General features: G+C 43.0%; 9 protein-coding genes and 1 tRNA gene. 5 read left to right on the top strand and 5 right to left on the bottom strand.

Going from position 1 to position 13,551, the window contains the following annotated elements; translation table 11 throughout:
• The first annotated feature begins 189 nt into the window (after window positions 1–189).
• Entirely contained in the window at window positions 190–912 is a 723-nt protein-coding gene (locus V7K15_RS18380) for a hypothetical protein (RefSeq protein WP_334907412.1), read from the top strand.
• A gap of 207 nt (window positions 913–1,119) precedes the next feature.
• Here V7K15_RS18380 and lspA read toward each other — a convergent pair whose 3' ends face one another.
• Entirely contained in the window at window positions 1,120–1,596 is a 477-nt protein-coding gene (gene lspA, locus V7K15_RS18375; protein WP_334907410.1) for a signal peptidase II, read from the bottom strand.
• 115 nt (window positions 1,597–1,711) lie between these two features.
• Window positions 1,712–2,299 carry a biotin transporter BioY gene (locus V7K15_RS18370; protein ID WP_334907408.1) on the bottom strand — a complete coding sequence of 196 codons (588 nt, stop codon included), beginning with the start codon at window positions 2,297–2,299 and terminating at the stop codon, window positions 1,712–1,714.
• Window positions 2,300–3,022: 723 nt separating this feature from the next.
• On the opposite strand from V7K15_RS18370, the gene pstS reads away from it, so the two are divergent.
• The 4 genes from pstS to pstB all read left to right on the top strand — a co-directional run bounded on the left by pstS (window position 3,023) and on the right by pstB (window position 7,088).
• The gene (pstS, locus tag V7K15_RS18365) at window positions 3,023–4,204 is read left to right on the top strand and encodes a phosphate ABC transporter substrate-binding protein PstS (RefSeq protein ID WP_334907406.1); all 1,182 of its coding nucleotides are present in this window, start codon (window positions 3,023–3,025) and stop codon (window positions 4,202–4,204) included.
• 167 nt (window positions 4,205–4,371) lie between these two features.
• A complete protein-coding gene (gene pstC, locus V7K15_RS18360; RefSeq protein ID WP_334907404.1) occupies window positions 4,372–5,322 on the top strand; it encodes a phosphate ABC transporter permease subunit PstC in 951 nt (316 codons plus the stop codon).
• Window positions 5,323–5,341: 19 nt separating this feature from the next.
• Window positions 5,342–6,223: a phosphate ABC transporter permease PstA gene (gene pstA / locus V7K15_RS18355; protein ID WP_334907402.1), complete on the top strand. Its 882-nt coding sequence runs from the start codon at window positions 5,342–5,344 to the stop codon at window positions 6,221–6,223.
• A 58-nt stretch (window positions 6,224–6,281) separates the two neighbouring features.
• Window positions 6,282–7,088 (top strand): phosphate ABC transporter ATP-binding protein PstB, encoded by an 807-nt coding sequence (gene pstB / locus V7K15_RS18350; RefSeq protein WP_334907400.1) that lies wholly within the window; start codon window positions 6,282–6,284, stop codon window positions 7,086–7,088.
• 679 nt (window positions 7,089–7,767) lie between these two features.
• Here the strand turns inward: pstB and V7K15_RS18345 are convergent.
• The 3 genes from V7K15_RS18345 to V7K15_RS18335 all read right to left on the bottom strand — a co-directional run bounded on the left by V7K15_RS18345 (window position 7,768) and on the right by V7K15_RS18335 (window position 12,813).
• Window positions 7,768–7,838 (bottom strand) — tRNA-Gly (locus V7K15_RS18345).
• A 50-nt stretch (window positions 7,839–7,888) separates the two neighbouring features.
• Window positions 7,889–9,154 (bottom strand): hypothetical protein, encoded by a 1,266-nt coding sequence (locus V7K15_RS18340; protein WP_334907398.1) that lies wholly within the window; start codon window positions 9,152–9,154, stop codon window positions 7,889–7,891.
• A 68-nt stretch (window positions 9,155–9,222) separates the two neighbouring features.
• Entirely contained in the window at window positions 9,223–12,813 is a 3,591-nt protein-coding gene (locus tag V7K15_RS18335; RefSeq protein WP_334907396.1) for a response regulator, read from the bottom strand.
• Window positions 12,814–13,551 lie beyond the last annotated feature (738 nt).

The raw sequence follows: 13,551 nt of genomic DNA, 5'->3' as shown, positions 1-13,551 counted from the left end.
CTTTTGTATTTTTAAACACTACTTATCAAGAAACAACAGATTTAATTTTTACCAATTTTACATATCCACATATTTTGAAACAAACCTAAATATCTTCATTTAGGAAGATTTTCTAAATCTGATAGTTTGTTTTAATGGGGCGAGTGTTCCGTTGAGGTTAATTTTAGAATGATCGGAAAATCTCTGACCATGATTGGTACAGCTCTATCTTTGGCGCTCACCGCTAACATTGCTGTAGGCCAATCCAGTAAATCCCCCATAGCCGAATCCAGTAGCGATGCCACTAGTGCACCAGCAGAAATCAAAATGTCGCCAGAAGGGATGAAAATTCTCTGCGAGTATTTTCCGCTCAACTCTCGCTGTCCCGGTGGCACAGCACTCACTCCTAGCGCTCCTAGTAGCACTACAGTACCAGCAGAAACCACGACGCCCAATAGCAGCACTACTCCCGAAAGCACTCCAGCACCAGGAAGCGTTACCCCACCTGAACCTGGCGCTCCTAGCAACTTAACTCCAGCACCAGGAGGCGTTACTTCACCTGAACCTGGCGCTCCTGGCAACTTAACTCCAGCACCAGGAAGCGTTACTCCACCTGAACCTGGCGCTCCTGGCAATTTAACTCCAGCACCAGGAAGCGTTACCCCATCTGAACCTGGTACTCCTGGCAACTTAACTCCAGCACCAGGAAGCGTTACTCCACCTGAACCTGGTACTCCTAACAACTTAACTCCAGCACCAGGAAGCGTTACTCCACCTGAATCTGGTACTCCTGGTAGCAGTACTGAACCAGGTAGCTCAACCCCACCTGAACAACCTGGCACTCCTGGCACTCCTGGCAGCAGTATCCAACCAGGTAGCTCTCCCACTACTCCAGACTCTAGTTCGCCAAAAGCTCCTGGCACAGGTAATTAAATTAAAAGCTGAGGTATAACATAATCTGAATACTAGTTTGCCATCAGCGATCGCCAGCGCATCTTGACCTCTTACACCAGTTATGCAAACTGGTGTAAGATCATAAATCAAAATTCCTGGAACCTAGAGATCAAGTCTTCGCATATAGGACTAAACAAGGGTTTCAGTAATCAATAGCCTGGGATTAATCATCCCAGGCTTAATAATTTAATGCAACCCGCCAGTTGAAGTCGGTGTTTTTTGCAAGGAAGCAATTAATAGGCAAACAATACCGATACTAATAAATGAATCTGCCACATTAAATACAGCAAAGTTAATCAGGCGAAAATCAAGAAAATCAACGACGTAGCCTAAAACAAAGCGATCAATACCGTTACCCATAGCTCCACCTAAAATTAAGCCATAGCCCAACTGATCCCACAAATTTAATGTTGGACTAAACAACGCCAACGCTATCAATACTAAACTCACTCCTAAAGATAACCAGCGCAACCACTCTACTTTCCCACTTAACAGACTAAAAGCGGCACCAGTGTTAGTCACATAGGTGAAGTGAAATATCCCAGATAAAAGTGGTAGTGTCTGCCCCAAGCTAAAGGTTTGAACCACCCAGTATTTTGTTATTTGGTCTAAGAAAAAAGCTATGAAGGCAGCGATCCAGAAAAGGCTATTTTTTAAACGCATGGCGAATTAGTCATTGGTCATTGGTCATTGGTCATTGGTCATTGGTCATTGGTCATTGGTCATTGGTCATTGGTCATTGGTCATTGGTCATAAGCTTTTCACAAATGACAATCAACTAATAAAACATTAAGTGACGCAATATATATGCTATTACACTAACGGCACACACCAGAGTTAGTTGACCTGGTAGCGCAAACCACGAGTATCTGAGTATTGCTTGCATCAAGGATAGATTTTCTGTGCCTTTCCACTGAAAAATATAGCTAATAATCAAATAAGTAATACCGCATAGGTGGAGAGTTAACAAGCCACAGATGCAACTAAAAGCGAGAGTTTCTAGTCGAGGTCTAGCTTTAAAGGCGAACAAGCCACAAATCCAAGCTCCAGGAATAAAGCCTAGTAGATAGCCAAACTGAGACAGCTTCATATAACCAATACCGCCACCATCGGCAAATACAGGTAATAAGGTTAACCCCATGACTAAATAGGCAATTTGCGAGAGCGCACCGGCATTTTTGCCCCCTAAACAACCCACCAACAGCACTGCGCCAATTTGACAATAGACACCTAAAGAAAAAGTCTGAATTCCGTGCTTACTCCAACTCCAAGGTAAGGTGATGCCATAAGCTTCTAGGAAGGTACCACCCATTGTCAGGAGTAAGCCAATCATTGACCATAGTAATTGATTGGAAGCAGCAAACATTTATCAGGCAACCAGGGAAAGGCAAAAGGGAAAACCAACAGGAACCACTATAAACATTAATATTGAAATGAAATTTGTGCTGATATCTTAAGAACTAGCATATTTTCTTTTGCCTTTTTGGTATAGAATTTTTCAATTCTGCGAATTACGGCTTAGGTATCTATTGTCTGATTTTATTGACTGAAGTGTGTTCTAATTCTGGGATTTCACCTAAAATATAGTAAAATCAATGCCATTGAGCTTAATATTTTTTCTACTAATTTTTCAGAGCATTGCCTAAATTGGCTACAAAGTGCTTAAAATATTTCCTTAATCCAGTTTTTTTAGGCGATCGCTATTGGACATAAAAGTTGCATATTACCTGGAAGTAAAACTCTTGTGGGCTGGGCATCTTAACCCGCCCTGATTATGCAAATCAAAATTACATTAGCTTACCACGCTTTATCATCTATTGACATAGTTTTTTGATGACTTGACCAACGAAAATACACTAAGAATAAAGTTTTGTAAATACGTGTAAGTATCTTATATCTGGTACTATTCCTAACTTTAACTTTAGTTAAAGTATAAAATTTATCAAGCCAAATTAGAAATAAGGGTTTACACTTTATCAAAAAAAAATAAGTATTTTTTACTTTGTTAACCTATTGTTAATCTTAATTGTAGTCTTTTAGGAGTATCTTAGAAACGCTCACCTGGAAATTTAATAAAAAATTGATCGCGATGCTCTCACGTCTTAGCGTACTAACAACTCATCGCCTCACAGGTTCAATTTCAGTGTTAGCACTGACAATCAGCCTAGCAGCTTGTGGCGGACAGCAAACCCCAGATAATACAGCCACCAAGGAGACTCCTTCTGGCACGGCTACAGAGACTACTACCTCTAGCCCCGCCAAATTAGACCTTGGCGGAACCGTAAAGTTAACCGGAGCTGGTGCGTCTTTTCCGGCACCACTGTATGACACTTGGTTCACGGATTTAAACAAAAAATATTCAAATCTGCAAGTTGACTATGCATCAGTTGGTAGCGGTGCTGGAGTTGAGCAATTTATCAAAGGTACTGTAGACTTTGGTGCCAGCGATGTTGCGATGAAGGATGAAGAAATCAAGAAAGTGCCAGCAGATAAGGGCGTTATTTTACTGCCTGTGACTGCTGGTAGTATCGTGCTGGCTTACAACTTGCCAGATGTTCCAGAACTCAAGCTACCACGGACAGTTTACGCCAATATTTTACTAGGCAAAATCACGTCTTGGGATGATCCCCAAATTGCCAAGGCTAACCCAGGTGCAAAACTACCTAAAGATAAGATCGCAGTTGTCTATCGTTCCGATGGTAGCGGAACCACGGGTGTCTTTACAAAACACCTCAGCGCTATTAGCCCGGAGTGGAAAACTAAAGTTGGTGAAGGCAAAACTGTCAACTGGCCTACGGGAACCGGTGCTAAGGGTAATGAGGGTGTTACCGCCCAAATCCAACAAATTCAAGGTTCTATTGGTTATGTCGAGTACGGCTATGCCAAACAAAATAGTCTCAAGTTTGCTGCTTTGGAAAACAAAAGCGGTAAGTTTGTTGTAGCTAGTGAGCAGTCAGCCTCTAAAACTCTCGAATCAGTAGCTCTACCACCAGATCTCCGCGTCTTCATTTCCGATCCAGAAGGGGCCAATTCCTATCCCATCGTCACTTACACCTGGATTTTGGCTTACAAGAAATATTCCAATGCGGCAAAAGCTAAGGCAATTGAAGCCGCTATCGAATACGCTTTAACTGAGGGTCAGAAACAGGCTACGACACTAGGGTATGTTCCTCTACCTCAAAACGTCATTACCAAGGTAGCTGCTGCTGCTGACCAAATCAGTCCAGAGTATAAAATCTCTGTTGGCAGTGGTCCTAGCGCTAGCAAGTAAGCATCAAATATCCCTAATCAATAATTGATAGACTGGTCGTTCTATGGAGATTAGTAACTGTGAACAGGTAGTTACTAACGGATGAATTTAACCAGATGATGATGCGACAATTTTATTCTCCTTGCCTCACACATTGTTCTCTGATTTAATTGTTAAAGTCGGTATTCATGACTACAAATTCTCAAAATCTGTCATCAGCGATGAAAAATCGCTCTGACGTAGAAAAGTCCCTAGATCGGGGTTTTATTTGGCTGACTAAAATTTTTGCCTTTGGGGTTGCTGCCACTTTATTATGGATCGGGTCACAGGTTGCAATTGGCGCTTGGCCTGCCATCCAAAAGTTTGGTGCTGGCTTTTTAGCCAACACCACTTGGAACCCAGTTAATGATAGCTATGGGGTGCTACCTCAAATTTATGGAACTCTCTTGAGTTCTTTTATTGGTCTGCTGATAGCAGTACCAATTGGGGTTGGTACTGCTGTTGTATTGAGCGAGGATTTTTTGCCCGCTAAAGTGAAGTTGGTACTGGTTTTCGCAGTAGAACTGCTGGCAGCTATTCCCAGCGTTGTCTACGGCGTGTGGGGTATTTTTGTTTTAGTGCCAATCTTAACCAACTTCGGAAAATGGCTCAATAGTTACTTTGGTTGGGTGCCATTTTTTAGCACTTCTCCTACAGGACCAGGAATGTTGCCGGCAGGAGTCATCTTAGCGATTATGACTTTGCCAATCATCACAGCCTTATCCCGCGATGCCTTGATTTCTATACCCTCCAGTTTGCGTCAAGCCTCTCTAGGACTAGGAGCAACGCGTTGGGAAACAATTTTGCAAGTTCTCATTCCAGCAGCCTTTTCGGGCATAGTTAGTGCTGTGATGCTGGGACTCGGCCGGGCAATGGGAGAAACAATGGCTGTAACGATGTTAATTGGCAACTCCAACAACATCAGTATCTCTCTTTTAGCACCAGCTAATACAATTTCTTCTCTACTAGCAAATCAATTCTCAGAAGCTAGTGGTTTGCAAGTTGCAGCTTTAATGTACGCGGCTTTAGTTCTATTTTTCTTGACGCTAGTAGTCAATATTATGGCAGAGTTGATCGTTCTGAGAGTCAAGCGAATATAGCTTAGTTTTGGGTTAAATTATGACTTCTAATTTTCCAGAGCGCAGTTTAACTCGCTCGGGCATGTCTCAAAGAACACTGTTTAATACAGTGATGACCGTAATCGCATTTACCTGCGGAGTATTGGCACTTTTACCTTTGCTAGCAGTACTTTCTTACGTGATTATTAAAGGCTTTAGCAGTCTGAATCTAGCCGTGTTTGTGGAACTGCCACCCAAAGCTCTACAAAAGGGAGGAGGCTTTGGTAATGCAATTTTAGGCACACTCCTAATGGTAGGAATTGCTGCCTTGATTAGCATCCCCTTTGGAGTTTTGGGGGCGATTTACATCACAGAATTTAGTTCGGCTAATGTAGCCAGAGGAGTACGTTTTGCAGCTAACGTCCTTAGTGGAGTCCCCTCAATTATTGCTGGGGTATTTGCCTATGGCATTGTCGTTTTAACACTGGTAAAGTTGAACTTAGGATCATATTCAGCTCTGGGTGGAGGGTTTGCACTGGCAATTTTAATGTTGCCAATTATTCTCCGAACTACCGATGAAGCGTTGCAGTTAGTATCGCCAGATTTGCGACAAGCATCGGCAGGGTTAGGAGCGACTAACTTTCAAACAGTAAGTCAAGTAGTCTTACCAGCAGCTTTACCAGCAATTGTAACTGGCGCAACGCTAGCGATCGCCAGAGCATCTGGAGAAACCGCACCTTTACTATTTACTGCTCTGTTTTCCAACTTTTGGCCTGATAGCTTATTCCAACCAACAGCTTCCCTTGCCGTTTTGGTTTACAAATATGCCATTTCTCCGTTTAAAAATTGGCAATCACTAGCTTGGGCAGCATCTTTGATTTTGGTATTGATGGTTTTAATCACAAGTATCATCGCTCGCTGGGCAACTCGTCAAAAAGCTTAGTAAACAACTATCCATAGTCCAGATACCCATCGCCCAAACCAACACAAGACTTAATATTATGCCTACTAAAATTAGCACAGTGAATGACACTGAAACCGTTTTACGCGCCGAAAATCTCAACATTTACTACGGCAAGTTTTTAGCCTTACAGAATATTTGGCTAGATATACCGAAAAATCAGGTTACAGCCTTTATCGGTCCTTCTGGTTGTGGTAAAAGTACGTTATTGCGATGCTATAACCGTCTCAATGACCTGATTGAGTCATTTCGCGCAGAAGGTAAAATATTTTTTTACGATAAAAACTTGTATGCATCCGACATCGATCCTGTAGAAGTGCGTCGGAGAATTGGGATGGTGTTTCAAAGACCAAACCCATTTCCCAAATCAATTTATGACAATATTACTTTTGGAGCCAAAATCAACGGCTATAAAGGTAATTTCGATGAATTGGTAGAAAGCAGTCTCAGAAAAGCGGCTTTGTGGGATGAAGTCAAAGATAAACTACGGCAAAGTGGCTCGTCTTTATCTGGTGGACAACAACAACGTTTATGTATTGCTCGAGCGATCGCAGTCGAACCTGAAATTATACTGATGGATGAACCTTGCTCTGCTCTTGACCCCATTTCCACCTTACGGGTTGAAGAACTGATTCACGAACTTAAAGAACAATATACTATCGTCATTGTCACCCATAACATGCAGCAAGCAGCGCGGGTTTCTGACAAGACAGCCTTTTTTAATGTTCGGACTTCAGACACAGGAGGTCGTAACGGTTACATGGTAGAGTACGACTTAACAGAAGTAATTTTTAACAATCCTAAGCAGGAAGAGACGCGAGATTACGTCAGTGGCAAATTTGGATAAATAAATATTTGACATTTATTGATGTTAGAGCAATGAGGGATACTCGAAAATTAAAGCTGTGCGATATTCCTCTAGTTTTTTTATTTTTTTGCTAACGAACGTGGACTAAATAAAATGCAAAACTTCATCCTATCTCTAGCTTCCCTCTGCTTTATAAGGAGAGGGATTGAGGGTGAGGTAAGCCAGGGACATAAATTGTATGTTAACGCCGTGTGCGATTTTCTCTCAAACCTAACACCCAACCCCTTCCCTACATTCGCGCAGCGTCTCGTTGGCGAAGCCTCTCGTAGAGAAGAGAGGCAAGGGGAGTAAGATTCAAAGCCTCTCGGACTGTGGGGGAGAGGAATGGAAGCGGGGTTCCAAGAATAAGTTGCATATCGCGTATGTTATTTAATTCTTATTCCTAAAATTAGCGTAGGCGTAGCCCACCGCAGGCATCGCTTGATCAATTATGGCTATTTTTGGTCAATAAAAGTAATAATTAAGCTATTTAACATCAGACTTGCATTTACTGGGCGGGCAAAAAACCCACTCGAGAATAGAGCCTAGTACTAGTGTTGCCTTACCTTGCTATTAATTCGTAGGCATTCCATGATTGAACCAGTTAGTTTTGAACTGGTTATTTTACCAAACGCAGACTTACTTCTTGCACTACTGCATTTCTGGGTTTCTCGTTCTAAGCGGGCGGCGGGAATCGAACCCGCATTAATAGCTTGGAAGGCTATAGTTTTACCACTAAACTACGCCCGCAAATCTCCAACTTTCTAAATATAACACAGTGGTTGCGAAAATTCAAGCATTTATTTGGAATTGGCAGGTTGGATTTTGATCCTGACATAAAGATTGCTCAAGGGTGGTTTGCTGCCATCGTTGTTGTGAGCAGCAATAAAGTTTTCTATTTTGAAAACTTCGCTGAGGGCTTGCTGATATCTGCTTTTTTCGCTTTGCAGTGTTGCTGGTTCTATTTCTAGAACTACAGCCCGTTGAAAGTTGCCATTGTTATCAATTATTAAGCTAGCCAATATTTGTGCTGGCTCAAGTCCAGAATTGTGGACAAGAAAACTTGATGAGTCTAACTGTTTTGTGTTGCTTCCCCTGTATAAAGCGATAACGTCGGGTAAAGCATCTTGTCGTAATCTTCCTGATTGTATCAAGTTACTCACTTGATCTCTAAGCAAAGGAGTTACTATTGCTACCGATGCTCCCATAGTAGGAGTTGCTGGAGTTTCTCTAGTGGGAGTTGCTGGAGTTTCCTTAGTGGGAGTTGCTGGAGTTTCCTTAGTGGGAGTTGCTGGAGTTTCCTTAGTGGGAGTTGCTGGAGTTTCCCTAGTGGGAGTTGCTGGAGTTTCCCTAGTGGGAGTTGCTGGAGTTTCTCTAGTTCGAGTTGCTGGAGTTTCCCTAGTTCGAGTTGCTGGAGTTTCTCTGTTTTCAGCTTCCGAAACTGGTGAATTTGATGGAATACCTGTTGGTAGTGGCGTTCCCTTTCCCAGTTTGATTTCTTGACGGCGGTTCCAAGGTAAATTATCGGCTGGAACTATAGGTTTCGCTGTGACTGTAGGTTTCGCTGTGACTATAGGTTTGGCTGTGACTGTAGGTTTGGCTGTGACTGTAGGTTTTGGCGTAGAAACTCTCTGTTGCCTAAAAGGAAAAGGTTTGCTATTAGCTTTAGAGGCGTAAATTCGGCTCTTTTGCTGGAGATTATCCGCAGAATTTATTCCGCCAAAATCTTGATTTCTGGGTATAGTTCGTGCTGTTTGTGGTGAACGTGCTGGTACAGACTTTTGAGTTAAAGATAGTCGCTTTGGCGAAACTGTTTGGGCTGTTGATTTTGATTTGGTTATTAATTTTGTTCTAGGAGTAATGTCTATCAATTCAATGGGGACAGCAGATTGACTTTGCTGGGGAAACCACAGACTAAATGCATTAGATGAGCGCATCAGCCAGAACGCCAGCAAGTGCAAAGAGACTGAAGCTATAACAACAGAAATCCATAAACCTGGTGGATCAGTGTGTCCTCTCCAGACCTTGGCTGGAATTGGAGTTTTGTCTGCAACCGATGGTATCATATTATAAAAACTGGATATGATTAGGCACTCTTACTCATTGCTAATGCTTTAAAATACCAGTCTTAATTTTAGCGATTAAACATTATCTCTGATGTAACAGCAAAGGTCAAAACTGTTTCATCTACTCCTTTAAGTTCTAGCGAACTACCTTTAGTAATTTCTTCTTCCTGCAAATAATCTGCCACGGCAGCAGAAACCAAGATTGTACCGGGAACAGCAGCAGCTTGCAACCTTGCAGCAATATTCACACTTGGACCAATAGCAGTATAATCGGCACGTTCAGCGCTACCAAACATCCCCACAACAGCAGTACCTTGGTGGATACCGCACCGGAACTGTACGCTAGTAAGTTTGTGGCCATCGAATACACCTTGGGCTTGCCAGCGCTGGTTCAACTCAGCCAGTGAGCCGTGCATTGCTCTTGCTGTATTGATGGCACGACGCACCTGTTCATTAGGGGTTAATTCTTCCGGCGCTCCGTATAAAGCTAAGATAGCATCTCCCATAAATTTATCTACAGTGCCGCCATTGCTAAATACAACCTTGGTCATGGCTGCTAAATATTCATTTAGCAACTCTGCTACCCGTCTGGATCTGAGAGTATTTGCTAGCTGTGTAAAACCCACGATATCACTAAACAAAACTGTAATTAAGCGTGGTTCGGGGCGCAAATCTAACGTTAAATCTCCGGTTGCGGCTTTTTGCACCAATGCAGTCGGCAAAAAGCGCTTTAGCACCGATTCTGTTAGATAAGTATTTAACTCCACGATTCGCCGTTCATTTTCCTTCAATCCTAAAAGATTCCGAACTTCCGCCAAAAGTTCCCGGTCATTGAATGGTTTTGCTAGATAAGCATCCGCCCCATGTTCTGTACCTTCGATGCGGGTTTCCTCATCTACTTTCGCTGTCAGCAAAATGATTGGTGTTCCTTTGAGTTTCTCCTCTTTGCGGAGCATCTGAATCATCTCAAGTCCGCTAACCAAGGGCATCATTAAGTCAGTCACAATCAAGTTGGGTATAATTTCCTTAGCGATCGCATACCCTTCAGAACCGTTACGAGCTGTCTGTACATGATAGCCGTTGCGGCGGAAAATCTCGGATACGTAGTTTCGCAGATCCGGGTTGTCGTCTACAACTAAAATTGAGTGCTGAGTCTTTGAACCTCTGATAGTTGCAAGCTTATCCTCAGAGTTTTCGCTGAGGGCTGAGTCTTGAGTCTCAATACTGGGGGAGAAGTTTCTTGTAATATCTTCAATACTGTTTATTGCTGACTCTACCAATTCTAAATCAGCCAATTCTACGCTAGCGCGGCTCATATTCAGTTCGGTAGGCGTTTCTAGTACTTGCTGTGTCGGTAAATGAGCATTTCCAGTCACAAGCCATAAACTAAAAGTAGTGCCTTCGCCGTAAACTGATTCCACAGTGACTTCACCACCATGTAATTCTACCAATTCTTTAACTAAAGCTAAACCCAAACCACTGCCTTCATAGGAGCGGTTTGCTGAACCTTCAGCTTGGCGGAAGCGCTCAAATAGGTAGGGAATTTGTTCTTTAAGAATGCCAATTCCAGTATCTTGTACTTGCAATATACAACGATCGCCTTCAGATTTTAGTCTGACGCTGATTGTGCCACCTTCGGGAGTAAACTTCATCGCATTTGACAGTAGGTTGTAAACCACCTTGTCAAATTTTTCCATATCTAAGTACACCGTAGAACATTCATCTAACTCGGTAGTGAGATGTAGTCCTTTTTTCTCACAGTAGGGACGAAAAGATTCAACAATTTGGCTGACAAATTCGACTAAATCGCAGGGATGGAAAGTAGGCTGCATTCTCCCCGCGTCTAGGCGTTGTAAATCTAAGAGTTGATTTACCAGTCGCAGCAGGCGGCGGGAGTTACGCAAGGCGATCGCACTTTGAGAGTAAGATAATCCCTCACCAGCCGCCACCGCCGACTCTAAAGGCCCTTGAATCAAGGTGATCGGTGTGCGAAACTCATGGGAGATATTTTGGAAAAATTCGGTTTTTTGTTTGTCTAATTCTAGTAAGCGTTCAGCTTGTTGGCGAGTTTTTTGATACAAGTGTGACTGCTGTACAGCGATCGCGGCTTGAGCTGCTACTGCTTTCGCCAAATCGATATCAGATGACAGCCATCGGCGAACTTTTTTACCTTCATGCAAAGTAATATTACCGATACATTTACCATCAGCCAATAATGGCACAACCATTAGCGATCGCCCTGGCATTTTTAAAGGCAAATTAAAAACCTGTACTTGTGAGGCAGAATGGCTGACATCACCAATTATCACTGGTTCATGTGTCTGTAGCATCTGTTGAAGAATTGGATTCTCCTGTATAGATGCTTGAGAATAGGGTATTCTCTGAGTTAATAAATTCTTATTACTACTTAAATTTTTGTCCGGGGCTAGCGATGCCTGGGTTGGGCTGTGCCTACGCAAATTTTCTGGATGTTGAAAACTGTCATACAAGCCTACACACTCGGCAAACTCATCTTCCTCTGTCCACAAAGACAAAACACAGCCATCGACTTGTAAAGCTTGTCCCAATTGCTGGGTAATTGCCGCAAAGATATCTTGGGGATCTAAGCTAGAGCGAATCGCGCTAGTAATCGTATTAATCAAGCTCTCTCGCTTGGCAAGGGCACGTACTTGTTCGTAAGCATAAGCTTGAGACAAAGCTAAAGCTGCCTGATCCGCCACCATCAATACTAACTGCACCTCATCCTCCCCCCAGAAGCGAGGCAGAGAACACTGGTGCAGTGCTAGCACTGCCATCAGTTCTTGTTGGCAGATCAATGGCACAACTAAACTAGAACAAATGTTAGCAGCAGCAAAAGCAGCTTCACGTTGGCGCAGTTCGGGAGTATCACCGTGAATGCGCTGATCATCGGTAACATCGTGAATCACCTGGACTTCGCGGATTTCCCACACCGTCTCAGCCAAAAGAGACACAGGCCCGGGGATGGTGGGACTCAGACCCCCCTTTGGAGAGAGAGGGGAAAGACTTACTGCAACTTCCTCGGCTTCTTCAGAAACAGCCTTCTGATAAATGAATCCTTTATCCGCCAACTGCTCATCTTGGAAGGGACGCAACAGACAGACATCCACCTCCAACATGTGACCGACTGTATCTACAATTGCCTGCAAAATTTGGCGATAGTCTAAAGCACTGCGAATCGTATTTGTAACGGTATTCAGCAGCGATTCTTGTCGAAGAGTGCGGGTTAGTTCGCGGGTGCGGGCTTTGAGGACATTGTGAGTATCCAAAGCTTGGCGTACCACTGCTTTGAGTTCCTCAGCTTCCCACGGTTTGGTGACATATTTAAATACCTTACCAGCGTTGATTGCTTCCACCAGGTCTTCGACATCGGTGTAGCCAGTTAAAATAATCCTGATAATATCTGGATATTGAGTTGCTGTCAGGCTCAAAAATTCTGTACCGCTCATCATCGGCATCCGCTGATCGGAGATAATCACTGCGACTTCTCCCTCTTGAGCCAGCAGATCGAGTGCCGCAGGGCCAGAGTCTGCCCTCAGCACCTTATAGTCCCGATAGAAAGTGCGGTAAAGCAAGTCAAGGTTGTCTGGTTCATCATCGACAACCAAAATTTTCGGCTTACTGTTTGCTGGGGATTTCATGCACCGCCTTCCTGCTGCAACGGCAGTCGGATAAAGAATAATCTGATCAGGTAAGAGCAGAGCATTTTGACCAATAAGGCTGTTTGGCTACATGACTGCTGAGTGTAGGAGTGTTTACTCACAGTAATTCGTCTCAATGGCTTATGCCCATTACCATTTGCTTTGGTGCAGTGTAATTGCTTTCATAGTTAGTTTTAGGGTTACAGAGTCGATGCTTGCTTGCCAAATCTTCTTTCACCTCCTGTGAGCAATGTCTGATATTACATACAGCGCTCATAGCTAGCTGAAAAATCCAAATGAAGCTGCATACTAAGTTTTCCCTCCCCAGCGCTTTTACTAACACTTGCAGGTAAATTTTATTTATGGTAGTCATGGTAGAGTCAGCAAAATTAAAACAATAAGATTTAAAGCCAAAGTATACTATTAGACAAATACCTCTTTCTAATTTAGCAATCAGAACTATCATTAACACAAGTGGCAGTGGTTAAGAAGTTAGGGATTAGTAGCCTTGCAGATTCTTCCCCAGTAGCTGTACAGCCTGTTCCTATGGCCTGGTAGCAAAGTTCTATTAGTGTAGCGATAATTTCATAAACAAGTTCAGTACTGCAACCAGAGTTTATCGGTAGTGTACTTACTTAACAATTTTGTCGGTTCTGCCTACGGACAGGTTATGCTATTTATCTACCCATTCACCTAAACCTGTACGACTTGACAGATGTTTTTGTGGTAAACAGACTG

The sequence above is a fragment of the Nostoc sp. genome (assembly GCF_036919815.1).
Lineage (GTDB): Bacteria > Cyanobacteriota > Cyanobacteriia > Cyanobacteriales > Nostocaceae > Nostoc.
The sequence above is the reverse complement of the archived record's forward strand: the minus strand, read 5'-3'. Positions and strand labels throughout refer to the sequence as shown.

Excerpts from the sequence above, each read along its gene's own strand:
- pstC (WP_334907404.1), top strand. The coding sequence starts at position 4,372 with ATGACTACAAATTCTCAAAATCTGTCATCAGCGATGAAAAATCGCTCT.
- lspA (WP_334907410.1), bottom strand. The coding sequence starts at position 1,596 with ATGCGTTTAAAAAATAGCCTTTTCTGGATCGCTGCCTTCATAGCTTTT.
- pstS (WP_334907406.1), top strand. The coding sequence starts at position 3,023 with ATGCTCTCACGTCTTAGCGTACTAACAACTCATCGCCTCACAGGTTCA.
- V7K15_RS18340 (WP_334907398.1), bottom strand. The coding sequence starts at position 9,154 with ATGATACCATCGGTTGCAGACAAAACTCCAATTCCAGCCAAGGTCTGG.
- pstB (WP_334907400.1), top strand. The coding sequence starts at position 6,282 with ATGCCTACTAAAATTAGCACAGTGAATGACACTGAAACCGTTTTACGC.
- V7K15_RS18370 (WP_334907408.1), bottom strand. The coding sequence starts at position 2,299 with ATGTTTGCTGCTTCCAATCAATTACTATGGTCAATGATTGGCTTACTC.
- V7K15_RS18380 (WP_334907412.1), top strand. The coding sequence starts at position 190 with ATGATTGGTACAGCTCTATCTTTGGCGCTCACCGCTAACATTGCTGTA.
- pstA (WP_334907402.1), top strand. The coding sequence starts at position 5,342 with ATGACTTCTAATTTTCCAGAGCGCAGTTTAACTCGCTCGGGCATGTCT.
- V7K15_RS18335 (WP_334907396.1), bottom strand. The coding sequence starts at position 12,813 with ATGAAATCCCCAGCAAACAGTAAGCCGAAAATTTTGGTTGTCGATGAT.